Annotated in this window: 27 protein-coding genes; 10 read left to right on the forward strand and 17 right to left on the reverse strand. The window is 39.5% G+C overall.

Going from position 1 to position 24,811, the window contains the following annotated elements; translation table 11 throughout:
• Positions 1-2 precede the first annotated feature (2 nt).
• Together QUF49_RS16485 and QUF49_RS16490 are read left to right on the forward strand one after the other, a co-directional pair.
• Complete coding sequence (locus QUF49_RS16485) at positions 3-323, forward strand: YbjQ family protein (protein WP_289496763.1); 321 nt, start codon at positions 3-5, stop codon at positions 321-323.
• On the forward strand, positions 320-550 hold the full coding sequence (locus QUF49_RS16490; protein ID WP_289496764.1) for a hypothetical protein: 231 nt from the start codon (positions 320-322) through the stop codon (positions 548-550). The genes QUF49_RS16485 and QUF49_RS16490 overlap by 4 nt, the downstream gene beginning before the upstream one ends.
• Before the next feature lie 263 nt (positions 551-813).
• Here QUF49_RS16490 and QUF49_RS16495 read toward each other — a convergent pair whose 3' ends face one another.
• The 13 genes from QUF49_RS16495 to QUF49_RS16555 form a co-directional block, all read right to left on the reverse strand.
• A complete protein-coding gene (locus tag QUF49_RS16495) occupies positions 814-2,502 on the reverse strand; it encodes a methyl-accepting chemotaxis protein (RefSeq protein WP_289496765.1) in 1,689 nt (562 codons plus the stop codon).
• Between the two features lie 10 nt (positions 2,503-2,512).
• Complete coding sequence (locus tag QUF49_RS16500) at positions 2,513-2,953, reverse strand: chemotaxis protein CheW (protein ID WP_289496766.1); 441 nt, start codon at positions 2,951-2,953, stop codon at positions 2,513-2,515.
• A 276-nt stretch (positions 2,954-3,229) separates the two neighbouring features.
• A complete protein-coding gene (locus QUF49_RS16505; RefSeq protein WP_289496767.1) occupies positions 3,230-4,978 on the reverse strand; it encodes a metallophosphoesterase family protein in 1,749 nt (582 codons plus the stop codon).
• 100 nt (positions 4,979-5,078) lie between these two features.
• Positions 5,079-5,522: a helix-turn-helix transcriptional regulator gene (locus QUF49_RS16510; protein WP_289496768.1), complete on the reverse strand. Its 444-nt coding sequence runs from the start codon at positions 5,520-5,522 to the stop codon at positions 5,079-5,081.
• A 76-nt stretch (positions 5,523-5,598) separates the two neighbouring features.
• Positions 5,599-5,847, reverse strand: a complete 249-nt coding sequence (locus tag QUF49_RS16515) for a hypothetical protein (RefSeq protein ID WP_289496769.1) — start codon at positions 5,845-5,847, stop codon at positions 5,599-5,601.
• Between the two features lie 54 nt (positions 5,848-5,901).
• Positions 5,902-7,746 carry a PAS domain-containing sensor histidine kinase gene (locus tag QUF49_RS16520; protein ID WP_289496770.1) on the reverse strand — a complete coding sequence of 615 codons (1,845 nt, stop codon included), beginning with the start codon at positions 7,744-7,746 and terminating at the stop codon, positions 5,902-5,904.
• Between the two features lie 170 nt (positions 7,747-7,916).
• Positions 7,917-8,195 carry an HU family DNA-binding protein gene (locus QUF49_RS16525; RefSeq protein ID WP_066236049.1) on the reverse strand — a complete coding sequence of 93 codons (279 nt, stop codon included), beginning with the start codon at positions 8,193-8,195 and terminating at the stop codon, positions 7,917-7,919.
• Positions 8,196-8,347: 152 nt separating this feature from the next.
• Positions 8,348-8,476: a hypothetical protein gene (locus QUF49_RS16530; protein ID WP_289496771.1), complete on the reverse strand. Its 129-nt coding sequence runs from the start codon at positions 8,474-8,476 to the stop codon at positions 8,348-8,350.
• A 71-nt stretch (positions 8,477-8,547) separates the two neighbouring features.
• Positions 8,548-9,318 (reverse strand): SDR family NAD(P)-dependent oxidoreductase, encoded by a 771-nt coding sequence (locus tag QUF49_RS16535; RefSeq protein WP_289496772.1) that lies wholly within the window; start codon positions 9,316-9,318, stop codon positions 8,548-8,550.
• 17 nt (positions 9,319-9,335) lie between these two features.
• Entirely contained in the window at positions 9,336-10,265 is a 930-nt protein-coding gene (locus tag QUF49_RS16540) for a hypothetical protein (protein ID WP_289496773.1), read from the reverse strand.
• A 246-nt stretch (positions 10,266-10,511) separates the two neighbouring features.
• Positions 10,512-13,304 carry a DEAD/DEAH box helicase gene (locus QUF49_RS16545; protein ID WP_289496774.1) on the reverse strand — a complete coding sequence of 931 codons (2,793 nt, stop codon included), beginning with the start codon at positions 13,302-13,304 and terminating at the stop codon, positions 10,512-10,514.
• Positions 13,301-14,614: a hypothetical protein gene (locus QUF49_RS16550; protein ID WP_289496775.1), complete on the reverse strand. Its 1,314-nt coding sequence runs from the start codon at positions 14,612-14,614 to the stop codon at positions 13,301-13,303. Before QUF49_RS16550 ends, QUF49_RS16545 begins: the two co-directional genes overlap by 4 nt.
• 176 nt (positions 14,615-14,790) lie before the next feature.
• A complete protein-coding gene (locus QUF49_RS16555) occupies positions 14,791-14,934 on the reverse strand; it encodes a hypothetical protein (protein ID WP_289496776.1) in 144 nt (47 codons plus the stop codon).
• Positions 14,935-15,117: 183 nt separating this feature from the next.
• Between QUF49_RS16555 and QUF49_RS16560 the strand changes: the two genes are divergently transcribed.
• Positions 15,118-15,282, forward strand: coding sequence for an aspartyl-phosphate phosphatase Spo0E family protein (locus QUF49_RS16560; RefSeq protein ID WP_289496778.1), 165 nt, complete (start codon positions 15,118-15,120; stop codon positions 15,280-15,282).
• A gap of 23 nt (positions 15,283-15,305) precedes the next feature.
• Here the strand turns inward: QUF49_RS16560 and QUF49_RS16565 are convergent, their stop codons facing one another.
• Entirely contained in the window at positions 15,306-16,880 is a 1,575-nt protein-coding gene (locus QUF49_RS16565; RefSeq protein WP_289496779.1) for a cation:proton antiporter, read from the reverse strand.
• A gap of 214 nt (positions 16,881-17,094) precedes the next feature.
• Between QUF49_RS16565 and QUF49_RS16570 the strand changes: the two genes are divergently transcribed.
• The 7 genes from QUF49_RS16570 to QUF49_RS16605 all read left to right on the forward strand — a co-directional run bounded on the left by QUF49_RS16570 (position 17,095) and on the right by QUF49_RS16605 (position 22,824).
• On the forward strand, positions 17,095-17,253 hold the full coding sequence (locus QUF49_RS16570) for an aspartyl-phosphate phosphatase Spo0E family protein (protein WP_289496780.1): 159 nt from the start codon (positions 17,095-17,097) through the stop codon (positions 17,251-17,253).
• 221 nt (positions 17,254-17,474) lie between these two features.
• Complete coding sequence (locus QUF49_RS20850) at positions 17,475-18,062, forward strand: 3D domain-containing protein (RefSeq protein ID WP_394605248.1); 588 nt, start codon at positions 17,475-17,477, stop codon at positions 18,060-18,062.
• Positions 18,063-18,234: 172 nt separating this feature from the next.
• Entirely contained in the window at positions 18,235-19,176 is a 942-nt protein-coding gene (locus QUF49_RS16585) for an AAA family ATPase (protein ID WP_289497686.1), read from the forward strand.
• Between the two features lies 1 nt (position 19,177).
• Positions 19,178-20,395: a DUF58 domain-containing protein gene (locus QUF49_RS16590; protein ID WP_289496781.1), complete on the forward strand. Its 1,218-nt coding sequence runs from the start codon at positions 19,178-19,180 to the stop codon at positions 20,393-20,395.
• The gene (locus QUF49_RS16595) at positions 20,389-21,597 is read left to right on the forward strand and encodes a DUF4129 domain-containing protein (RefSeq protein ID WP_289496782.1); all 1,209 of its coding nucleotides are present in this window, start codon (positions 20,389-20,391) and stop codon (positions 21,595-21,597) included. The genes QUF49_RS16590 and QUF49_RS16595 overlap by 7 nt, the downstream gene beginning before the upstream one ends.
• A 98-nt stretch (positions 21,598-21,695) precedes the next feature.
• Positions 21,696-22,625: an ATP-grasp domain-containing protein gene (locus QUF49_RS16600; protein WP_289496783.1), complete on the forward strand. Its 930-nt coding sequence runs from the start codon at positions 21,696-21,698 to the stop codon at positions 22,623-22,625.
• A gap of 73 nt (positions 22,626-22,698) precedes the next feature.
• Positions 22,699-22,824, forward strand: a complete 126-nt coding sequence (locus tag QUF49_RS16605; RefSeq protein ID WP_289496785.1) for a hypothetical protein — start codon at positions 22,699-22,701, stop codon at positions 22,822-22,824.
• Positions 22,825-22,861: 37 nt separating this feature from the next.
• Here the strand turns inward: QUF49_RS16605 and QUF49_RS16610 are convergent, their stop codons facing one another.
• From QUF49_RS16610 to QUF49_RS16620, 3 genes are all read right to left on the reverse strand, one after another.
• On the reverse strand, positions 22,862-23,785 hold the full coding sequence (locus QUF49_RS16610) for a DNA-3-methyladenine glycosylase family protein (protein WP_289496786.1): 924 nt from the start codon (positions 23,783-23,785) through the stop codon (positions 22,862-22,864).
• A gap of 17 nt (positions 23,786-23,802) precedes the next feature.
• Positions 23,803-23,982 carry a YtzI protein gene (gene ytzI, locus QUF49_RS16615; protein ID WP_289496787.1) on the reverse strand — a complete coding sequence of 60 codons (180 nt, stop codon included), beginning with the start codon at positions 23,980-23,982 and terminating at the stop codon, positions 23,803-23,805.
• A 103-nt stretch (positions 23,983-24,085) separates the two neighbouring features.
• Complete coding sequence (locus QUF49_RS16620; RefSeq protein ID WP_289496788.1) at positions 24,086-24,697, reverse strand: nitroreductase family protein; 612 nt, start codon at positions 24,695-24,697, stop codon at positions 24,086-24,088.
• Between the last annotated feature and the right edge of the window lie 114 nt (positions 24,698-24,811).

Below are 24,811 nucleotides of genomic sequence, written 5' to 3' on the forward strand. Positions count from 1 at the left end.
TTATGATCGTTGTTACTACTGAAAACATATCAGGATATGAAGTGAAAGAAGTAAAAGGATCAGCTTTTGGAATTGTTGTTCGTGCACGCGGAATCGGAGGAGACATCATGGCAGGACTTCGAGGAATCATGGGTGGTGAGATTAAAGAATATACGAGCATGCTTGAAGACGCGCGTAAGCAAGCTGTTGATCGTATGGTCAAGAACGCTACAGAAATGGGTGCGAACGCCATTGTCATGATGCGTTTTGATTCTGGTGAGATGGGCAATAACATGAGCGAGATCGTCGCATACGGAACAGCAGTTATTGTTGAAAAGCAATGAATATTATAAATATCCTTATCGGCTGGCAAGTGATCTCCATCGTCATTTTTATTGTTTTGGGCATCATCTCCTGGATGTATTACGATAAGCGCTATAAAAAAAGTGAAACAAAAGTCCCTTCAGGATATATCTGGACTGAGGAAATCTCCATCGATCCAACCTCTGGAAAAAAAGAACGCGTTTACTACAATCCAGACACAGGTGATCGCTTTTATAAAGAAGAATAAAATGAAGCTGGCTTCTAAGGAGGATGGATGTCCTTTGAGGAGCCAGCTTTTGTTTGTTTTATAGATACCCACATGAGGATTTGCTCTTTCACGGGGAATTATGCTCGCTTACGGAGATTTATGCTCGCTCACGAGGTTTTATGATCGCTCACGTGGAATTATGCTCGCTCACAGAGAATTATGCTCGCGCACAAAGCTAAAGCTACCCGATTCCTTTGCCACTCGAAAGAAAAAAGCCGCCAGTTATCCCGCGGCTTTTATCTCTAAACTTTAAATTTATTAATGGCTTCGTTCATCTCTTCTGCCAGCTGAGAAAGTGCATTTGATGAAGATGAAATCTCCTCCATGCTTGCAAGTTGCTCTTCTGCTGAAGCAGAAACTTCTTGTGTAGAAGATGCAGCTGTTTCTGCCATTGATGAAATCACATCGATCGATCCGACAACGTGTTCGGTACTAGCTGTCATCTGTTGAGTGGCAGCCGAAACATCTCCTACTTGATTGGAGACTTCTGCTACAGTTTCATAAAGACTTCTGAAAGCTTCACCTGACTGATACACGAGTTCTCTTCCACCAGTCACTTCATCTGTTCCACTCTTCATCGCTTCTACCGCTTTTTCAGTAAGCTCTTGAATATTTGTGATCAATTGACCGATCTGCTGTGCGGATGAGGATGATTGTTCTGCTAACTTTCGAACTTCATCTGCTACGACTGCAAATCCTCTCCCTTGTTCTCCAGCCCGTGCCGCTTCAATGGCAGCGTTTAGAGCAAGCAAGTTCGTCTGCCCAGCAATATCTGTAATAACATCCACGATTTTAGTAATTTCTTGTGATTGATCACCGAGTTCTCGAACCACATGAGACGTGCTGTTCATTGAGGTATGAATGGCATCCATCTGACAAATTGTCTGCTGTATCGTCTCGTTTCCACCTTCTGCTACTTGTAAAGAACGAGAGGACGCTTCTGACATGTTCTGCATGCTTACCGCGATTTGTTGAATACCCGCAGAAAGCTGGTTCATCGCTTCAACAATATTTTCGACCGTACTAACCTGTTCTTGAGATCCGCCAGCTACTTCCCCAATGGTTGTCGCGATTTGTTCTGTCGCCATACTCGTTTGTTCAGCTGAAGCTGTCAGCTCTTCAGAGGCCGCTGCAACTTGTTCGGCAGTTGCTCTCACCTGTCTGATAAGGGTAGCCAAGTTTGTCCCCATATGATTGATGCCGTCTGCGAGCATTCCGATTTCATCCTTATTTTTTACATAGATCGGATCCATTGTAAGATCACCTTCAGCGATATCATTTAGCATATCTGCCATTTTGATTACAGGTCTTGAAATCATACGTGAGATGGTATACCCGATTGCGAGAGCCGCAATAACGATTACGATTCCTAAGGTTGTAACAAGAGTAACGATAAACTTCTCTTCATCAGCAACGATAATTTTACCTTCATCCATCAGATTGGCTTGTCTCTTCGCCATCTCTTCCGTTACATCTCGCATCTCTCTTCCTAGCGGAAATAAAGTGCTTTTTGCATATTCGTTTGCCGCTTCCATGTTGCTCATTGAGTTTTGAAGAACTCGATTTGACTCATTTTTATAATCGTTGTTTAAGTAGTAGATTTTTTCGAGTCTTTTCTTATCCGCATCTGCTTGCACGATTTTCATGGTGTCATTAACTAGTGTCTCAATTCTACTTGTTGCATCTGTCAACTTCCCTTTACTTTCAGAAGATTGCTCAAGCAAATATTCACGAACACTGTTGTTCTGAATGGTCGCCTGAAGCTCTATTTCTTTGGCATTTTGAAAGATTACTGCTCTTCTGTCTAATAAATCACTGTATGTATTTTGCATGTCTTTTAGAAAATAAAAGAATACCCCACACGTTGCTGCAAATAGAACAGCTACGGTTAAAAATGAGCCAACAAGCTTCTTTCTAAGCGTTAGTTTCATACGTCACCTCTTATATATTTCTGTTTTTAAAAATAACAGGGCAATTGAGCACAATGATGAGATCCTCATCCTGTTTGGAAACACCCTGTATCAATGAATTTTCTTTTGGGCTAAAGCTTCCTGGTGACTGTATGGAATCTGCTTCAATATCAATAACATCTGTTGCCGCTTCTGTTAACAATCCTAAATAACGATCCTCATTTTGCAAGATAACGATTCTCGTTTTATCTGTTGTTTCTGTTTTACACTTTCCGATGAGATGGCCAAAATCAATAATCGGTATGACATTTCCTCTCAGATGGATGACCCCCAACACCTCTGACGGCATTTCCGGCATTGGTGTAATGTCCAGAACTCGCTCAATCGAAGCGACATGTTCGATCGGCAAGCCGTACTGTTCATTGCCGGCCATAATAATAACAATCTTTAATGTTTGAGTGCTAAGTGACATCTCACTTGCTCCTTTTCTAGGTATTTCGACGTTAAACGATATTCATAAGTCCCATTCTTTTTATCGGTTTTATCATTAAAATGTTTTAGTTTTTAAAAAATGGCTGTAAAAGAGTTACAAGAGAGTGAAAAGGATTTATTTTCTAACTCGCGTCCATTTATTTATATAATTTCACGTTAGCCACAAATCAGTGGAAATTCGACTTCCACTTAAAACCGACACTTCTCATCACACCAAAAAAACGCCCAGGCACTCTAGCCCAGGCGTTTCAATTCGTTATCTTTTTAATTCAACTTCCTTTACACTGTTTGCAGGTATCGTAATCTGCACTTCTACAAACTGTTTCGTTCCATATAATTGTGTTTCAATTACTTCACCATAAGATGGCGTATAGCTGCCTTGCTTCATATAAAACGGAATATTTACTGTTACTGGTTTATTCAAACGATTAGTCAGCGCCGCTGTTTGCGTAACTTGGGATCCATCATTAGGCAGCTCAAACTTATTTTCAAAGGAAACGACACCTGCCGACGTATTGCCATTTTCATAAACCGGCATTGATTTGTCTGGACCTTCGTAAACGTAAGAGCTGAACTTATTATCGTCTGGATTCTTTTCAAACAATCGATAACCAACCCATGGCTTTGCAGAAAGTTCAATTGAAGCTGTTGTAGAATACAAAATTCCGTCTTGTTCTGTAATATTATCGATGTGCGTATGGCCGTGAAGCGAGATATCCACTGAATTTTGTTTCATTACATCAATCAGTTCATGTGAACCTTCCCCGTGCCATTGTTGATCGTACTCGATTCCTAGCTTCTCACCTTTAATGAGCGTGCTCAAATCTTGAGGGTCATGCTTAGCATCATATTCTTTCCAGTATTCCGTTACATCTGGATCTGTTGATGGCCAGATGTCACGATCACGCCAGATTGGATTGTGATGTGAGAACAAGCCTTTTACTTGTCCTGCTTCGGCAGTTGCCTTATTATCCGCTAAATCTTTCTTAATCCATTCCATCTGCTGGTCACGGATCTGCCCACCCCATGTTGGTACGGAAACTGTTCCATGTCCTTGACGGTCAAACTTGTGCCAGTCGTAAGAGTTGTACCCGATCATGTGAGCATACGGACCGTAATCAAATGAAAAATACTGCGGGCCGAAATATTGTTCCCAATACTTAGCTCCATCGGCTAACGTTGCATCTTGCGCATAATAATCATGGTTGCCTGGAACGATATAGACAGGAACATCCAACTTCTTCAAAATGCGGTATGTTTCTTCATACTCGTAAATATATTCTTGCGGATTCATCTGACCGTACATTAAGTCTCCAGTCATTACGACAAAGTCAGGCTTTAATAGATTGACTTGATTGATTGTTTTTTGAAGATACAGCCAGCGTTTTGATTCATCTGGGTGCCACATTCCTGCTTCAGTTACGTTAGCAGGGTCTGCAATGTTTCTTGGAGAGCCTACATGAATGTCCGTTAAATGCATAAACTTAAAATCTTTTTTAAACTCTTTTACAACTTTAACTGAGTTCGGTTCATCATCCGTGATGCGGGTTCCGTTTCCTGTGTATGAAACTTGCAGATCAAACAATTCTTCAGGTACATCATTAGGAATCTCTACAGTTACTTCATAAACGGAAGAGCTGTCTTTCCAATAGGATGATCCTTTTTGAACACTTTTTACAGGAAGATTAAACGCTCCATCCACTTTTGCTGCTTCTGTAGGGTTTAAAGATACATCCCATCCTGCAGGTTCTTTTCCTTTTGTATCTACCTTTACTGTTAATTCTGAACCATTCTTTTTAATCGCAGGTGTTGCCATAAGCGGATATATAATATTTTCAACTTTTGTATCCAGTGCTATATTAGGCACTTTATCCAAATAGTTTTCTGTGTTTCCAATCCCACCATCTTGTTTGTCAATACCAGATAAGAAGGCATGAGCTTGTCCGGCAGGTATCGTTAATGCACCCGAGATAACAAGCGCTGTTAGCTTCGTTTTCCAATTCATGTGCTGCTCTCCCTTCAAAATAACTTGCATCTTGAAAGTAACAGCACAACGTAAATTTCATGTTACAACCATATAAACATTTTATAAATAAGTTATTTTACTATATCTCTTTTAATCTCTTCTTTGCTTCCTTTTCTTCAAAAGAACTATAAACGCGATAGTCGTTTTGATCAAGAATTCGGTAATGCTGGCTAATCATATTCTGCTGAAGCCGGTAACCTTTATTTGAATCAATCTCCTTCCACCAAACATGCCCGCCCCACGTTTTCTCTTTTGATCGGGCAACATATTGGTGGACTACGACTTCCATAACATCAAGCGGATCCCCACCAAGTGTGTTATTAAGAATTTCAGAGTTCCGAAACAATGCACACAAAGCAACGATAACGGTCCAGCTCGCTTTGATTCTTTCTTTTTCTATTTGAACGAGGGTCTTTTTTGAAATACCCAATATATCTGCCATCTTATCTTGTGTATAGCCAAGTTCTGTTCGAACAAGTTTAATCTTGCCGGTTAACAGATCCACAATTTGATCTTGTGTCATGTTAGAAGAATCTCCTTTTATCCTTTTAGGAACATTTTACACAAAAAAACTCCTTTCAACAAAAACGAAAGGAGCATTAACTATACGTATAAGGTTCCCAATGAGCAAGATCGTAAAGTCCTGCGTTGATTCGGGTGCTTTCAACTTCCAGCAGTGATAACAATTCATTTGGAAGCTCTTCGTGATGCTGTGCGAGGTTCATCTCATCGTTTGGAGAAGAAATCAGAACAGTGAACAACTTCTTATTCTCCATGTTCATTCCATGTACGTGAATATAACTTAAATTCTTCACACGATACACAAAAAAGATTCGGTATTTATCCATCGTTCCCACACTCCCTTACACACAGTGTGGTCGGATTTCGTGCTCTATAAACCTTTATTTTGTTGAAACAGGTGCTGTTGGAAGTTCAATTTCCACACGAGTTCCTTCGTTCTCAACTGATGAGAACTGAATCGCTCCACCGTGTTCTTCAATAATTTTAAAACAAACCATCAGCCCTAAGCCTGTTCCCTTTTCCTTTGTCGTGTAAAAGGGTTCTCCAAGTGTTTTCAGACGCTCTGCAGGAATACCGCATCCTTGGTCTTTTAATTCAAGAACAACAGAGTTGTTGCGGGTTCCGATCTTGATATGGATCTCGCCGTCCTTCTCCATGCTTTCGATAGCATTTTTCAATAGATTGATAAACAACTGTTTGAGCTGATTTTCCACCCCGTAAACAAGTGGAATGTTATCAGAAATGTTCACCCAAATCTGGATGTTTCTCATAATGGCTTGAGTTTCTAATAATCTTACTACGCTATAGATCAGTTCTTGAATATTTGTATGTTCAAAGCTTACCGCCTGTGGCTTAGCAACCAGCATTAACTCCCCGACGATGTCGTTGATTCGGTTTAGCTCTGACTCCATGATACGTAGATATTCTAGACGGATCACATCATCTGCATCTGTTAATAGTTTTGTGAATCCTTTTAAGGAAGTCAAAGGATTCCGGATCTCATGTGCTACTCCGGCAGCTAGTTCCCCCAAAACAGATAGTTTCTCTGATTTCAGCATCAGTTCTTCAGTCTGCTTCGCTTTTGTTACGTCTCTTGCAAACGTCACTAGGCTTTCAACATGACCTTCTTTCGTCATAACAGGCACACCGCGAGTCTCGAGCAAAATCCAGTCGCCATTTTTGTGAAGTAGTCTAAACTCTGTCTGAAACGGCTCTTTCTTCACAAGTGATTTCATAAATGAATCGGATAGGTTCTCCATGTCTTCCGGATGAACAAGATCCAGGATTGCGCCTTTGATCTCACCCTCTTCGTAGCCGAGCACCGTAAAATGAGAAGGAGATACATATTGAATCATGCCTGATGGATCAATCACAGTAATTAAATCTGTAGAATGTTCTGCGATCAAACGATATTTCGCCTCACTTTCCCTTAGAGCACGCTCTACTTTTTTCTGAGAAGTAATATCACGGTAAACAATGACAAATCCCATTATCTTTCCATCCATATCACAGATGTTCGAAAAAGAAGCAGACACATCAAAAACTGTCCCATCTTTATGGATACGCTGTGTTTCATGCAGTGGAACCGATTGCCCTTGCTTCAACAGATCAATAATTTCCTTTGATTCTCCTTGCAGATGTACCGGTGTTATGACTGGGTAATCCTCATTTTCTTCTGCAAAATCTTCTTCAGCCCAACCGAACATTTGAATAAAAGCATCATTTACTTTAATCACTTCTTGTCTCGTATTTAAAATAAGAATGGCGTCAGTCGTCCCTTTTAACACGGATTCCAAAAGATCAAGGGCAACGCTGAGTTCTTCTTCTTTCTGTTTATGAGAAGTAATGTCTCTCCCGGTAACCACTAATACTTGCGGCTTTCCATCCTTCGTAAAAGTTGGCTGCTTAATAAGTTCCAGCATAACGACGCGGCCGCTTTTCATTTGGATCTTTTCAGCTGTTTTTATTGGTTTTCTTGACTCCCACGCTCTTTTATCAGAGAGGTTGCACCGTTCGATAGCGTCGTCCGAAAGCCTTGTCTGCATTTCTTCAAGACTTTTTCCTTTATAATCGTTTTCATATATACCATAAATGTTCAAAGCGAACCGGTTTGCTTCTGCCCAAGTTCCATCCGGATATCTTAAACAAACAAATTCAGGCAGGACATCAATCATCTCTTTTAAAGTGGCAACTGCAGGAAGTTCGTCCTGGCTTATTACTTTCATCTCAATCCACCCTTTTTACTAAAACTTTCTTAACGTTTATTATTTAAATAAAAGGGTCTCGTTTCCTTCAAATATTTTGAACATTCGCACGTCAAATTAATTTGTTTTTCGCCTAAATATGACAAAAAGACGCTTCCTTTGAGGAAAGCGTCTTCTGTATTTGGTGACGATTAAACGGCTTTAACCGCTTCTTTTAGCGATTTTCCTGGCTTGAATGCTGGAACGTTGCTTGCCTGGATCATAATTTCTTCACCAGTTAAAGGATTGCGCCCTTTTCTTGCATTACGGTTTCTTGTTTCAAATGTTCCGAAACCAATAAGCTGCACGCTCTCTCCGTTTTTCAAAGCATCTGTAATTGCATCTAGCACAGCATCAACGGCAAGCGCTGATTCTTTTTTGTTCATACTTGTTGCATTTCTAACTGCATCTACTAAATCCATCTTTTTCATTATGAGTTGCTCCCTTCAAACATTAAATTAACTGCTTGTGTAGCAACATTATTAACGGATATTAGGAGTTTCATACAGAAATATATAAAATTCCGAAAAATATTTATATAGTTTAATAATTAACACGTTAAAAAGGGCTATTTGCACAAACTTTATTGTTCTTGGAAGCGGTTGATTTCCATTTCAGGTGCTCGCTTTCCGCGGGGCAGGCGGTGAGCCACATTCGTACGTTTCACTTTTAAGTGTCTCACCTGCCAGCCTGTCCCGAAGGAGTCTCCCACCTTCCACTCCAATCAACTGTCATAGAAGAAATTAATTTTTTTGAAAGCAACAATCTTTTAGAAAAGAACCTTTAAAAACCTTGTATCGTCATCCCGCCATCAACAAATAATGTTTGTCCGTTTACATAATTTGCTGCCTCGCTTGCGAGGAATACAGCTGGTCCGACGAGATCAGGAAGTTCTCCTACTCTTTTTTGCGGGGTTACAGCTAAAATATCATTCAAGTACTCTTGATCGGCAAGTAATTTTTCCGTAAGTGGTGTCTTAAAATACCAAGGACCGATGCTGTTTACGTTAATGCCATACTCTCCCCATTCAAGTGCAAGATTCTTCGTCATTTGAATGATCGCGGCTTTCGTAGATGCATAGACTACTCCTGTTCGGAGGGCAACATGACCGGCAACAGAAGAAATCGTAATGATTTTCCCACCACCTGCTTCCTTCATTCTTTCCCCTGCTTTTTGAGAAAACAAAAACGCTGAACGCAGGTTTGTATTCATGATTGTATTCCACTCTTCATCAGATACATCAAGAGCTTTTGAACGAATGTTCATGCCGGCATTGTTTACAAGAATATCGACTTTTATCTGTTTCGAATCTAGTGTTTCAAAGATTTGCTCTATTTGATCCTTATTCGTTACATCCGCTTCAAATATGTACGCTTTTGAACCAGTATTCTCAATGATTTCAGCTGTTTTTTCCAGATCTGATTGTGTTCTAGAAACGATGACAACATCCGCTCCAGCCTCAGCATAACCAATTGCAATCGCATGTCCGATCCCTCTGCCAGCGCCCGTTACAAGCGCTGTCTTGCCTTTTAATGAAAATGACGGTAAATACATATTAGTTGCCTCCTTTTTTAGTTATAAAGCTCCGGGGATATGACGAAATATTGCTGTTTATCGGATTCATAAGATCCAGCCCCCATTGCATTCATGGTGTTTATACTAATTTGATAGGAAAATAGAGGATTGTTATCTTCTGAATTTGTATTTTCTTCTGTCGCAGCGGCTTCCGTATGTTTTTGGACTCCTGCTTTTTCAATATCCCAAAAGGATCCATCTTCAATATCAAAAGGCACCTCGTCAGAATTTGTGAAATTCACATAATATAGATCACCTTTTGGTACCATTTTTTTTAAACCGTGCAGATCCAGCGCCTGAAAGTAGATGCTAGGTGAAGAAATGTAATTTTGATGATCCATCATCATTTTTGTTTCGTCCTTCTGAATGTGTGTAACTAATTGATATTTTCCATCTAACAGGGTGATCCACGCACTCATGTTGCGGTCGTCTCTCATGTAATTCGCTTCATAGTTAAATTGCGTTATCTTCCCATCTTTTTCAAACGATAGTTCCACATTATTGATAGCAAGTTCACCATCTGCATCCAATGCTGCTTTCACTTTCTCATACTCTTTAAAAAAATTCATTTCATACGCATTGGCTACAGATGCCTTTATGTGTATCATTCCTTCGTAATACGCTTCAACGGAGTGCGAAATGATTAGACTTGAAGCAAAGGATACAACCCCGAGCGAAGCAGCCCACTTTTTTGCTTGTTTATTCGTAATTATCTTAGGCAGGAAAAAAATGAGGAATACCCCGATTCCTACGGGTAAGATCCATGATTTTAAGCGCAATGAAAAAGTTCCTAAAAAGAAACAGCCAACCATTTTCCAGCCTAGAAAACGTTCTTCCCGGTCCGCTTTTTTTATGTAGATCAGCACCAAAAGCAAAAAAAAGACGGCAGACATCCCCCAGCTTAGTATGGATTCAATTTGCATCAATTTCACAACCCCTATTTTTTGGATATTAAAATAAGTTTATCAAAAAAATGGATGAAGATGACGAAAATAATTTTGATAGATTCAGCATCATATAAAAAAAGCTTATGATCACATAAAAATGTTCACTCATCACATAAAAATGACGACTAATCACATAAAAATTAGAGGTCATCACATAAAAAGAAATTTCCCTTTCTAAATGACCACTCAAAATACAAAAAAAGACATGACTTATAAGCCATGTCTTTACGACTCTACCCATTCTTTTCTAAGCGTGAATAGATCTTTCAATTCATCTGTTGATAGTTCAGTAATCCAGTTTTCACTTTGAATCACTTTTTCGGATAGCTCTTTCTTGCTTTCAAGCATCATATCTATCTTTTCCTCAAGCGTGCCGAGTGTGATCATCTTATGAACCGTAACAAATTTCTTTTGCCCGATACGGTGAGCCCGGTCGGTTGCTTGATTCTCTACCGCTGGATTCCACCATCTGTCGTAATGAATGACATGGTTCGCTTCTGTCAGGTTAAGCCCCGTTCCTCCAGCTTTTAAAGATAAGATAAAAATAGGATGCTCTCCATTTTGAAAGCTTTCAATCATTTCATCTCGCTTTTGCTTCGTTAGACTTCCGTGCAAAAAGAGGACGGTTCTGCCAAACTTTTTCTCTACATATTTCTTAATTAGTTCACCCATAAAGATAAACTGAGTGAAAATCAGACACTTCTCATCCTTTTCGATGATAGCATCAATCAATTCAATGGTCTTTGCGAACTTAATCGATTGATCTTCTAATTTCGTTAACTTATCGTTCTTCGTATAAAGAGCCGGGTGATCGCAAATTTGCTTTAGTTTGCCAAGCATAGCCAGCAAGAGGCCGCGCCTTTGCATGCCAGTCACTTTTTCGAGCTGTTCAAACGTATCTTGAACCAGTCTCTCATATAACGAAGCCTGCTCTTTTGATAACGGGCAATATTCTTTAATTTCTTGTTTCTCAGGCAGATTGAGCTGAACGGCTGGATCCGTTTTCGTGCGGCGAAGCAAGAAAGGCTGTACAAGCTGCTTTAGCTGCTGCAAGCGCAAACTGTCATTATCTTTTTCAACTGGCGCGACGAATTTTTTCTGAAATGAGGGTTCACTTCCTAGATAACCTGGATTCAGAAAATCGAAAATGGCCCATAGTTCTAATAGTCTGTTCTCTACAGGAGTTCCTGTTAACGCAATCTTATGTCGGCCGTTCAGCTTACGGATGCTTCTTGACTGTTTTGTATAGCTATTCTTTATGTTTTGTGCCTCATCAAGCACGATCGCTTCCCAGTACGTTCCGCCCATCTCGTTAAAATCGAGCTGGCATGTCGTATAGGAAGTAATAATGACATCATACTTTTTGTACCATTCTGCAAAATCTTCACCTTTTTTCCGGTTTGAACCGTAGTGAAGACCAACCTTCAGGGTCGGGGAAAAATGCTCAAGCTCTTTTTGCCAGTTTCCAATAACGGAAGTAGGACACACAAGTAAAAAAGTCCCTTCCTGCTTCTCTTTTTCCTTCACTTTTAAAAAGTAATCAATCGTTTGTACCGTTTTTCCGAGGCCCATGTCATCTGCCAGACAGCCTCCAAGTCCAAACTCTCGAAGAAAATACATCCAGGAGCTTCCCGTTTGCTGATATTCTCTTAACGTTCCTTGTAAATTCTCAGCCTTTGGTTCGACAGGTAGTGACTTAATCTCAGACAGCTGATCCATCCATAAATTCAGGGGTTCATCCCATTCCATGTCGAGCATGGGACCTTCTCCATCTATTCCTTCAAGGCCATCTTCAGCTGGATTGGTCTCCATATTCAGAAGATGCTGCTCTAACACGTCTTTCAATTGAATTCCCGTACGGTCAACATTCTTGATTAAGTGCCGAACTTGCTTCATCCATTCAGGGTCCACTCTGTACCATTGACCGTTTCTGCGTACAAGCCTTCTACTTCCATCAACCAGCTTACGGAATTCTTCCTCTGAAAGCTCTTCATCACCTGTAGACATTCTCCAATCAAATTGCATAATCGCATTTAATCCAAGAAATGAAGGAGCTCCACCACCTACTTGAGATTTTGTCTTAATCTTCGCCTTAACCTTAGGCTGCAGTTCCTGAACCGTTTGCCACCATTCCGGCAGAACAACAGTCATTCCAATTTGCTTCAGCATATTGCTTTTAAGAGTCAAGAAATCCCAGGCTTCTTTTTCCGATATTTCACTGCGAACTTCTTTCCGATTCGTAAGCTTTAACCAGGAAATGACTTTCGACACAAGTTCAATATCTGATTCGAGCATTTCTATAAAAGGTTTCCACTCTTCAGGCAGGAGAGTGCTTTTTCCATGATAAGGTACACGAATCCCGTCCTCTTTTTCCTGAAGAAAGACGTTCAAGTGCCATACATCATTACCGGTCTCTTCATCCTCATTTGGCTCTGACAATTCAAAAACAAGCTCAAATGGCTTCGGGTCTTCTTTCCAGCCAATCTTAACAAGCCATTCATCCTCATCCAAATGGCTTAAGGCTGATATGACTTGGCGAGGAATTCCCCTCATGCGTTCTCTGTTAAAACGTGAAGGCAAAGGAATAGAGTCATCATTGGGCAATGTGGAGAGAGCTTCGTTTATCCACTGAGATTCAATAGGTGCTCCTCCTGTTTTCCATGCCCAATTTCCTGTCTTCCATGCTTCAAAATCAGGAGTAACCTTCTCTTTCTTTAAAAGGCTAAAGATGTCGTTTGCCTCTTTAACAAAAGTTCTCGAAACATCTTCCCAGTTGTTTTCGGAGAGAAAGAAATCGGGATACCGATTAAAAAGGATAAAGGCTTCTCCAGCAGTTAAATAGATGTTCTGATCATCGTCAATATCGAGCATCGTTCCGTAAAATGAAGGCTGATGCCATGTAAATAAAAGAGGTTTCCAGTCGTTTACATGCACTCTTTTCGATTGTTTAGTGGCCCATAAAACCATATTTCCCTGAAGCCATTTCGCGTGAAGCAAAAGATTGCTTGTATCGATCATGAAATAAACTTTCCTTTCCTAAGCTCTTCTTGAAAGGCTCTGAGCCGCCCATAAACAGCAGCAATCTTATCGATGTACTGTGAAAAGCGTTCTTCTTCTCCAAGATCAAAATAGAGAGAACGAAGGGTTTTTAAATGTTTAATGGCTGATTGATAAGACTTTCTCGTTCTTTCATTAATCAATCTGTCAATCGTTTGATGATAGATTGGCAGAACGGTCTCTTTTTGAAAGGACACAACCTCTTTCAGGTCCTTTCTTTGAATTAATTCTGGTGAATATCCCATAATAACTTGTAATTCTACCCACCGTTCATGCTCGCCGATCACCATCAAATATTCTCCATATTCATAAAAGGTTATCGGCAAGAATTCAATCAGCATGTCTTCATATTGCTCTTCGTCTCCTGTATGCTGAGCGTACTTCCAAAAATAGCTTAAATACTCATGGAAAAATTCACGTGAGTCTGAATGATAATAATACGTGCCGACCCCTTCTAAAAAGTTTGGCTTTAAATCTAGAAGCCACAATAAAAGGCGGTCCCATTCTTGTTTGTCTACTAATAACTTCATCCAAACGAGATAATGAACCATTTCGACTTTCTTTTCACTTTGGCTTAGCCGCTCAAAAGCGAGATCGTCATTTCCACTTGCAAAAGCAAAATGAACTAGCGCCAGCTCTAGCATTTGAGAAGTCTTCCCGCCCTCTTTTTCCTCTATTAACTGCTTTTCATACTTTGTCACCCAAGCTTGGTCCATATAAAGCAGCGACCAGCTGATCTGAAAAAGATAAAAAAGCAGATGTCCCCACTTAGGGGGGATTTCATATAGGCTTTGAAAATTCCGTAAGCTTTCTTCTACAAGTTTTTTATTTTCTTGCAGCAATTTTTCACTGTTGATCTGTTTTAACGTCACATACATCTGGTCAGAAAGCTTCTCAACTGTTGCATCAAAGTTTGCTTGCATATATGTAGCTACACCATATTGTGCTTCAAATGAAAACAATCTGATCAGTGTCTCGATCTGTACATGATATTTATATAAGTAAGCGATATCTTCATCAAAAAACTGTCCTGCATTCAAGAGAGCAGGATAATAATCACGGTAAATATGAACAAACGTATAGCTCGTATCTTTTCCTTCTACAAGATCGCGAAAGGAGACGGTTTGCATTTTACGTCTCTCAAATGATTCGAACCGCTCTGAAAAATATTCTCGCCACAGCTGAACAGAATGTGTGTTTTGAACTTTTTGTTCCGGTGTATCATAGTGAGTCTCGTTCTGCTCACTTTCATGTTCTTCAGTTGGTCTCATTCCGTCTCCCCCCTTCCTTTTTATTACCAATTATAGCGAATTCATAAAGTAATCATTCATGTATATCATATCTATTTTAAAGGAAACAGCGGAAATTGACCAAAGAAAACACATTTAATCATTTAAACTGTTGTATTTTCTTCCGATAATAGATAAACAAGAGCGTTGATTTATACCTAAGAATGCTCAATGTATAAAAGCTTTTTGAAAGTCTCTTCATTGTTGTTCTTGCAAGTAGTTGATTTCCGTTCCAGGTGTTTCGCTTTCCGCGGGGCGACCGGTGAGCCCCGCAGGAGTCTCACACCTTTCACTCCAAACAACTTTCCAATGAAGGAAAAGGAAAAGAACAAAAACAAAAGCCATAAATAAGGATACGATTCGCTATATAAAGGCTAGTATTAATGGTGAAATCTGAGCTAGTTGCAATAATACTTAAAGCAGATACCAAAGATACTAACAACAAAAGCTTCTAACAAAGCCTGCTATAAAAGGGAGATATATCTATGAAAGAAAAAACTGTTCAAGAACGCATCATGTTATTAAGAGAAGAGTTATATCGTATTTCTTCTCAACTTAACTATGAACTGACACATCCTAGACTCGTAACTGTAAGTCAGCAGCTCGATCAGTTATTGAACCAATACTCGAAATCAGAACAAAAAGCATAAAAAATGGCCGATCACCGGCCATTCTATTCTTGCTCATTATAATTTGTTCTTTGCTGCTCAATCTTATTAATTATCCGTTCGACTTCCTCTTCAGCTAGCTGACTGGATATCATATCTTTCCGAAGAAGATTTTCAACTGCCTCATGTTCTGCGTATAAAGCTTCAATTGATGCCTTATATTCCTGTGATTTTCTCCACTCTGGATGCTGTTCATACATCTCATCTAATTTCTTTTTTGACTCCTCACTTTTATGAACGTACAATGCTTTCCACTTTTCGAATACAATGGATGAAATAATCGCTTCTTTTTTCAGCTGGTATAGTCTCTGTATGGCATGATCATATCTATTTACAGCTGTTATCACTTCTTCATATTCTGTTTTCTCCTTGTTTGGACCTTTTATATTTAATCGACTGATAAGAGCAGAAATCGTCATGCCTTGTGCTAGCAACGAAAAGAACACCACACTAAACGCCAATATAATGATATTCTCTCTGCCAGGAAAATCATTAGGTAAACTAAGAGCAAGCGCAATGGATAAAGAACCTTTAAGTCCTCCCCAATTTAAAACATGCTTCCACTTTGTTGGAATACCCTTAATAGAAAACAGTGTTCCGTAGACCGCGATTGTTCTTGCAATTAAAACAATGATAATGCTGCTAATAATCAGTCCCCATTTATCATTTATATTAATATAGGCAATCTCTAAACCTACAAGTAAAAACACGAGAGAATTGGCGAACAAAGCTAACACATCCCAGAACGAATGGATGTTTATTTTTGTTGTAGGACTCATTCCGATTTTCGCTCCATAGTTTCCAAATGTCAGTCCAGCTACAACTACTGCAATGACCCCTGAAACGTGAATGCTTTCAGCTATTAAGAAACTTCCATAAAATAAGAGAATAGAAAATAAGATCTCTAGTGGATAATCATCATACCAGCTCGTAAACTTTGAAAATATATAGCCTAATCCTCCACCAACAAAGACACCGCCAAACGACACTTTTAACAGCATCAGCAGTGCTGATACAAAACCACCTGCACCCATTTCAATATAGGATGGCAGATAGATCGAAGCTATCATGAAAAGGACAACAGCTAACCCATCGTTAAATAAACTCTCACCTTCAATGATTGTAGAAAGTTTCCTGTTCACTCCGAGTGATTTAAAGATACTTAGCACCGAAACAGGATCTGTTGCACTCATTAGTGCTGCGAATACAAAAGCGGTTTGAAGTCCAAGACCGAGTACATAATAAGAGCCTGCTCCGACAATTAAAAACGTGAGAAACGTTCCGCCGATCGCAAGCGCTATTATAGGTTTTGCATGATCACGCAAATGACTGAATGGAAGCTTTATACTTGCCTCACCTAGCAAAGTAGGAAGCAATAAAGAGATAATAATGAATTGAAATGTTTGTCCTTCTTGAATAATGCCTTTTATTGGGTCCAGCTCTGGAACTGGAACGAGACCAATGATTCCGCCAACAATGACCAAAGCAATAGGATATGGTTTGTTAATTTTCTTTGCTAGAGCAGTCACACCAACAGCAACAGCTAATAAAACCAAAGCAATATTTAGTGAGTGATGCATAACAAGCTCCTCTCTATCTCTTACATTACTTTATATTCCCCTAAACCTATTCAATTCAGACAGAAGATGACGTAAGAGCATTTCGACATTATCTTTCATTTTTATGTAGCATTTTGTAACATTACCACTTTTTTCGACGAAACCCTTTCACTTTTCGTAAATCTATTGCATATTAATTTAAGACAAAATCTCTCATGAAAGTTGTGAATAAAACATGTTATTACAATTAATTGAGGAAAAACGTGAAGTACTGCTCTGTCTTGGAAAAACTTATGGACTTACAGCACGAGAAACCGTAATCTGCAGTCAAGAATTAGATCAGCTATTAAATAGTCTTGATGGATTTAAGCAAGAATCTGTAGACGAAACGTAAATATTGTCTATTTCCTGGGAAATTTGTCGAGTTGAAAGGAAATCCCATTAAACTTTCTCATTATTTACCAAAAACCACTTATTACCTTATTTACCTATTATTATATGAATATATTATTGTAATCTACTTGTTACCTTCTCCTAATGAGTTTGTTACATTTCATTAGTATAATTGGCAACCGAGGCGTATTTAACCAATTATACATATTAGGAGGAGTTATCATGATAAAAAAATGGGTAATTACAGGGGCTCTAGCATTCGGATTGCTCGTTTCTGCTCCAGTCAGCGGATTTGCAGCAATGGGTGATCACACTCTCCGACCAGGTGTTTGGGACAATGACGTATATGAACTTCAAGGAAAACTTAAAGCGATGGGATATTACGATTTTGCTGTTACAACAGGCTATTACGGTCCTGTTACGAAACAAGCGGTTACAAACTATCAAAAAGCAAAAGGCTTATTAGTAGATGGGATTGCTGGGCCACAAACATTTAACAGCATTCAAAATAACGTACAAAAAAAATCCATGACGGTTGCTTCAACAGCTTATACAGCAAGTTGTGATGGCTGCAGCGGTACAACGTATGGTGGGACAAACTTAAAAGAAATTCCTTATGCAAAAGTTGTCGCGGTTGATCCAAATGTTATACCAATCGGTTCTGTTGTTTACGTTCCTGGTTATGGCTATGCAGTAGCTGATGATATTGGTGGCGGAATTAAAGGGAATGAAATTGATGTATTCATGAAGAACTATTCAGATGCAGTCAATTGGGGTAGAAAAAACGTTAATATCACAATTATAAACTAACACGAGATGGGGCAATTAGACCCCATCTTTTTTTTGTTCTTGCTGTTATATGAGGCGGTAAGCTAATCATTTTGTTACATTAATTTCAAATATATTACATTTTTTATTTTCTAAATATTATAATAATGGTAAAGTTGGATTATATATTTAGAAAGGAAGTACATATATGAACATGCTGCATGAAATGACTACAGTTAAAAATGCTATTGCACAAGTTCTAACGGGTAAAGACGAACTTGTTGAACTAACGATGATTGCGATTGTCAATAAAGGGCACCTATTACTAGAGGATGTTCCGGGCACTGGAAAAACGGTTCTTGCCAAAAGTCTCGCGCGCTTGATCGGAGGAGATTTTAAACGAATACAGTTCACTCCCGATATTCTTCCTGCTGACATCACTGGAATTCAATTCTTTCATCCTAAACACCAGGAATTTGAGATGAGGCCTGGACCAGTTATGACTAACATTTTACTTGCAGATGAAATTAATCGTGCAACACCCCGTGCTCAATCTAGCCTTTTGGAAGTTATGGAAGAGCGACAAGTAACGATAGATGGTGAAACGCTTAAACTTCCGTCTCCGTTCTTAGTTATTGCTACTCAAAATCCGATTGAATCTCACGGAACATTCCCACTTCCAGAAGCGCAGCTTGATCGCTTTTTTATGAAACTTCCATCTGGATATCCTGATTACAATCAAGAAAAAGAAATGCTTCATATGTATCGTTCAAAAAATCCGCAAGATACGATTGAACCCATTTTCTCACTGGAAGATATTCTATTGATGCAGCAAGAGGTACAGCACATTCATGTGAGTGATGAGGTTGAAAATTACTTGCTTTCTATCGTTCAAGCTACTCGGAACCATGAGTTTATTGAGAATGGTGTCTCTCCTCGTGGAACCCTTGCTTTTATGAGAGCGGCTCAAGGTGCGGCTTTTATACAAGGAAGGACGTTTGTTACACCTGATGATATCCAATATGTTGCTCCATATGTTTTGGCCCACCGCTTAGTTCTGACTATGGAAGGAACGATGAGAAAAACAAAAGACCATGTGCTGCGTGACATCTTGGAATCGATTGATGTGCCTGTAGAATCTGAGGCAGGAAAATAACATGCAGTGGAGTAATCAAGTATGGATTAAGCCTGTTTTCAAGGTGCTCGTTCTTTTTAGCCCCTTACTCTTCATCATTGGGTTTTATCGCAATATTTCATTTCTCTTTCTACTCGGAGTGTTTATCTTGTTCTTTTACGGTGCCACATTGCTGCAGTTTAAATCTGCAGCTCAAGATTTGCATGTGGATCGTGTTAGACACGTCTACCGGCTGTTTCCTGGGGACTCGGATGCCTTTTCTGTAAAGCTTCTCCATAAAGGATTCTGGCCATCTTTTAGAGGAGAGATCTTTCTTACACATAAAAACATTATCTCTTCAATAGAAACGGATCATTCCGCTTCATCATCTAAAGGCAGAATAGAAGTGAAACGGCCTTTTGCTATCTATCGAAAAACAGCATATACAGAAATGATTCCATTTAAGGCTATTAAGCGCGGAACGACAAGAATCTCGAATGTTGCGCTGCATATCCATGACCCGCTTCAAACGAGTGGACAATCCTTGACGTTTCGAGAATTGTTTCCGACTGAAATCATCGTGTATCCGAAACCACTTCCTGTCCATCGAATAGAGCACCTTTTTTATCAAGGAACTGGTGAAGCAGCGCGTCCTTTTGCTCTGTTTGAAAATGTATCACTTCCAGCAGGCAACAGAGATTATGCCTATGGAGACTCTTTTCATAAGCTTCACTGGAAAGCAACTGCAAGGACTGGAACACTTCAAACAAAAGTTTTTGAAAAAACGGTGGTCTTTCATTGGACGTTTGTGTATACGATACAGCCTGATCATAAAGATATGAGAACAGCAGATGAAATTGAAACCGAAATTAGTTATCTGGCGTTCATGTGTCAGTTTGCGGCTGAAAAAGGAATACCCTTTGAAGTTTACATCAATTTCAAAGTTCCTGGTCCGCTCGGTATGTATCATGTCCCTACAGACAGCGGAACTCAGCATCTCAGTAGAGTATTAGAAGGACTTGCTCGCATAGATCGATCAAACGTAACGGTTAAGCCTCAATATATGTGGACAAAAATAAACCGGAATTTCGCTGGCAAAATTCCGTTTGTAATCCTTTTAGGTCATGTTCCAAGTGATGCTGATACTGTATTCATAACGAAAAAATGGATACAAGCTGGGGGAAGATTATTCTATATCAGCCATAGTGATTCTGAAGCATTTCTGATGCCATATCGGGCACAGGAGGTCGCAACATGTTAAACAGTCAGCGGTTTATTTTGTACGGAATGAACATGATCTTTGATAGCATGCTTCTATTTTTGTTGTATGTCCTGCTTTTACAGGGAGGCACTTGGCAAGATCTCTTGTTATATATAACAGCATTGCTTCCGATTATTTCACTAAGCGGCTCTCTTTTCACTTATAAGCCGTCTCTATTAAAAGGGACTCTCGTCATTTCGCTGATATTGGCAGTATTTTTATTCTGGCTACTAACATCTTCATTGCTTCTTTCAGCCATTTTGTCATCTATATTCATATGGAGAAGCACAGAAAATTGGCAGGATCCACTAAAAGCTGATCTAGAACTGCTTTTGGCCGTATCAGTAGTATTTTCTCTTTTGCTGTCTTTCTTTTTTAAAGACGGATACACCGTCATGTATGGCGCTGTTTGGCTCCAATTTATGTTTATGCTCTTTATAAAGATGACGGTTCATTATTTTAAGAATCCATCTGCTGATAAACTATGGAAAGATTTCTCTATTCCAATTAGCATTGCTGGTTTAAGTGGAGTGATTCTCATCTTTTTAGGACCGCTTAAACAATTCATTTATTGGCTAGTTGATGGGGTATTATTCGTGATGTACTATATTTTGGCCGTTCCATTATGGAAACTGTTTAGCATTCTCGCCGTTCCCATTCAATATTTAATCAAGTTATTCGAAAAGGATGAAAAAGTAAAAATTAATACAGGCACTGTTGAAGAAGACCTACTAATGCCTGAAAAGTATGCAGCTTCCGATTTTTCGATTCTGTGGTGGTCTGTTGTTATCCTGCTAGTTCTAATCGTCGGATTTTATATTTGGAGAAAAAAAGCGCTCCTGCTCGGCAGGCAAGATCTTTTATTAAGCGACAATTTATCTGCCTTAAGTCATGCAGACATGAAAGGCAACTACTTTTCTAAAAAAAGATGGCTGCACTCTAATGACAGGACACGAAAGCGATTTTTACGCTTTGAAAAAGCAATGGATAAACGCGGCTTTTCGAGACTGCCAGGCGAATCCCCTGCCCTTTGGTTTGAACGGCTTAAATTGTTTGGAGACGAAGCTGAGTCTGTTTTAAATGCATATGAAAAAGTTCGGTACGGTGAAAAAACCATTACGAATGATGAATTCAACCATTATGCTGAAGTTATTAAAAAACTTGAAAAGTCAGATCATCTTCAGAAGAAGAAGTCTAAATAAAGGCTTCTTCTTTCAATCTGTTTACTGTTCATTACATCCATCATAATATAGACTATAGTTATAGAAGTAGTCGGAATTAGGGTGTTAAGGAGGATACTATGACTAAAAAAATTTATGTTATACATGAAAACAATGAATGGACGGCTCCATTGTATCAGCGTTTTGAAGAACTAGGACTTCCCTTCGAAGATTGGCACATGGCAAAAGGTCACATTGACTTAACAGAAGCTCCGCCAGAAGGCATTTTCTATAACCGGATGAGTGCTTCTTCTCACACAAGAGGACATCGATTTGCACCTGAATATACATCCGCTGTTTTAGCTTGGCTCGAAAGCTACGGGCGGAAAGTGTTCAATAACTCTAGAGCTCTTCAGCTTGAAATCAGCAAAGTAAATCAATATACTGCTTTAAAGGCTTTTGATATACCTGTTCCACGCACGATTGCAGCTTATGGTAAAGAGGAGTTATTAAAAGCAGCAAAAAGCTTTGATGGTCCTTTTATCACAAAACACAACCGTGCTGGCAAAGGACTAGGTGTTCAGTTGTTTCAAACCCAAGCGGCTCTTGAAACATATGTGAATTCTTCAGTTTTTGACGAATCAATTGATGGCATTACCCTTTTACAAGACTATATCGAAGCACCTGAACCTTACATTGTTCGCTGTGAATTTATTGGCGGTAAGTTTTTATATGCTGTACGCGTAGATACATCAGAAGGATTTGAACTTTGTCCAGCTGATGCCTGCCAAATCGGTGATCAGTTCTGCCCGATTACCGAGCAACCAGTTACACCAGAGCCGAAGTTTAAGATCTTAGAGGACTTTAAACTTCCCCTTCAGGAGAATTACGAAGCATTTTTGAAAGCGAATGGCATCACGTTCGCTGGAATTGAAATTATTACAGATAAAAATGGGAAAGTATACGCATATGATGTGAACACAAATACGAATTACAACCGAGATGCAGAAGAAAAAGCAGGCATTTCCGGAATGAAGGCAATAGCTGAGTTCTTAGGCAATGAACTGTAATATTCTCTTCTAAAAAAGAAGTTGTTGGACTTACTCTCAAAAGACATCGTTGACAAGTTAATTGGAGTGTAAGGTGCGAGACTCCTGGGGGATCAGCGGGACAGGTGAGACACATAAGCGCACAAGCGCCGAGGTGGCTCACCGCACGCCCCCCGGAAAGCGAGCACCTGAAACGGAAATCAACTACCCCAAGAGCTAGAAAGAGGTGAGAGCTTAAAGAGGCTCCTCACCTTTTCTTATGTATGATCGACAACAGCAGGTGTCTGATTTAAGCTCTCCCATAAATAATAGGTAATGTACGTACGCCATGGTTTCCAATTCTCTGCAAGTTTCCTCACTTCTTCTTCTGTAGGCTGCTCCGTTAACTGCCAGACTTTTCTAATGGCATTTCTTAATCCGATATCAGCTGCCGGAAGCACGTCCGTTCGTCCCATACCAAATATAAGCAAACATTCAATCGTCCACTTGCCGATTCCTCTTATAGGGAGCAAGGTGTCTATAACTTGTTCATCCGTCATCGTCCATAAGCTTTCCAAATGTAGCTTGCCGTCTGCTATGAGTTTTGCAAGATCAATGATGTATTCGGCTTTTCGCTGGCTGAATTGCAGCTCACGAAGATCTTCATAAGTAAGCTTTGAAACAGCTTCTGGTGTTGGAAAGACTTGAAAAACCTCTCCTTCTATCTCCACTTCTTCACCAGCCGCTTCAATAAGCCTTTCGGTCAGTGTTCCAGCAAACGTCAAATTGACTTGTTGGCCAATAATGATCTTCACGATCGATTCGAATAAGTCTGTATCAGTTAGAAGTTTTAAGCCTTCAAAACGATTTAGCACATTTGCTAATTCATTATGCACAGCGAAATGCTTATATAGAGGCGAAAGGTCAATTTCGGTTGAGAAAAGCTGCTGAATCTTATTTTTTACTTCGCGTTCATTCACTTCACCATTTAAAGGTTTTATTATGCATTCTAAAAAGGGTTGGTTTACAGTACCGCTCGAAACAACTTTTATGTAACAATATACATCGTCAATTCGTATGATCTTTTCGTATTTTGTAAATTGCTCATTAAGCTTTAAGACATGAGTTTTACCTGTAACCGTCAATCGCTGCATCATTTTTTGAAAATCAAATGGCGGTTTAGGTGCTAATGTAAACTTCATCCTCTACTCTTCCCTTCTTATGATCGTTCATTGTCTGCTTTTGTTTTATCTTCTTCTTTTTTTACATATGGATTATCCTCTAACTGATCTACAGTATGTTTATAAGAATAACCTTTCGTAATAGCCGCCGCGAAAATGATAATCACAAAAATGATGATAACAAGGGTTATTAATATAGAAATGGTTAACGTACTCATTATATACTCCTTTATTAAAACTGACTTCACCTGTATGATAGCACATTTTCCCATCTAAAAAGCAGTCATGCCTGTAGTAAGGCACAACTGCTTTAATTAACGTTTATCGTTTTTCTTCGTACTTTTCATGCATGATGAGCCGGTTGATATCAAAACGGTCAGTCGGTTTTGCTGGACCGTCCGCATATCCCAGCGTAATCATCATGACTGGAATAAAACGCTCTGGAATACCCAGTGCTGGCACGATTGCTGCATGATCAAATCCAGTCATTGGACAAGAGTCAACCCCAGCTGCTTTAGCTGCGAGCATAAGCTGCATCGCTCCAAGAGATGCGTTTTTAAGCGCTTCTCTTTCTCCGATTGCACGCCCTTGTGAATAGGCAGAGTTAATGTTTTTTAATAAGATGTTTCGTGCTTCTTCAGGAGCTTTTTCAAACACTTCGGCGGCCACTTTGTCTGCTTCAGTATCTCCTAAAACAATAACAACTGCAGAGGCATCAAGTACGTGCTTTTGATTATACGCTATCGGGAAAAGCTTTTCTTTTTGCTCTTGTGACGTTACAACAATAAAGCGCCAGTGCTGAAGGTTCCAGGCAGATGGCGCTTTTCCAGCCATCTCTAAAATCTTATGAAGTGTCTCATTCGGTATCTCTTTATCTTTTTGATACAGTCGGACAGAAGATCGTTCTTCCATGACTTTAAATGTCTCGTTCATTCTCTCCACTCCTTGCTCCGAATTTCTTAGTTGACTAAACTTCGCAATAAAGAGGTGCCTGTAGTAGCCGACACCTCTTTACTATGCCACCAATTATAGTGGGTTATCAGTTGC

Origin of the sequence: Fictibacillus sp. b24, assembly GCF_030348825.1 — a bacterium.
In the GTDB taxonomy this organism is placed as follows: domain Bacteria; phylum Bacillota; class Bacilli; order Bacillales; family Fictibacillaceae; genus Fictibacillus.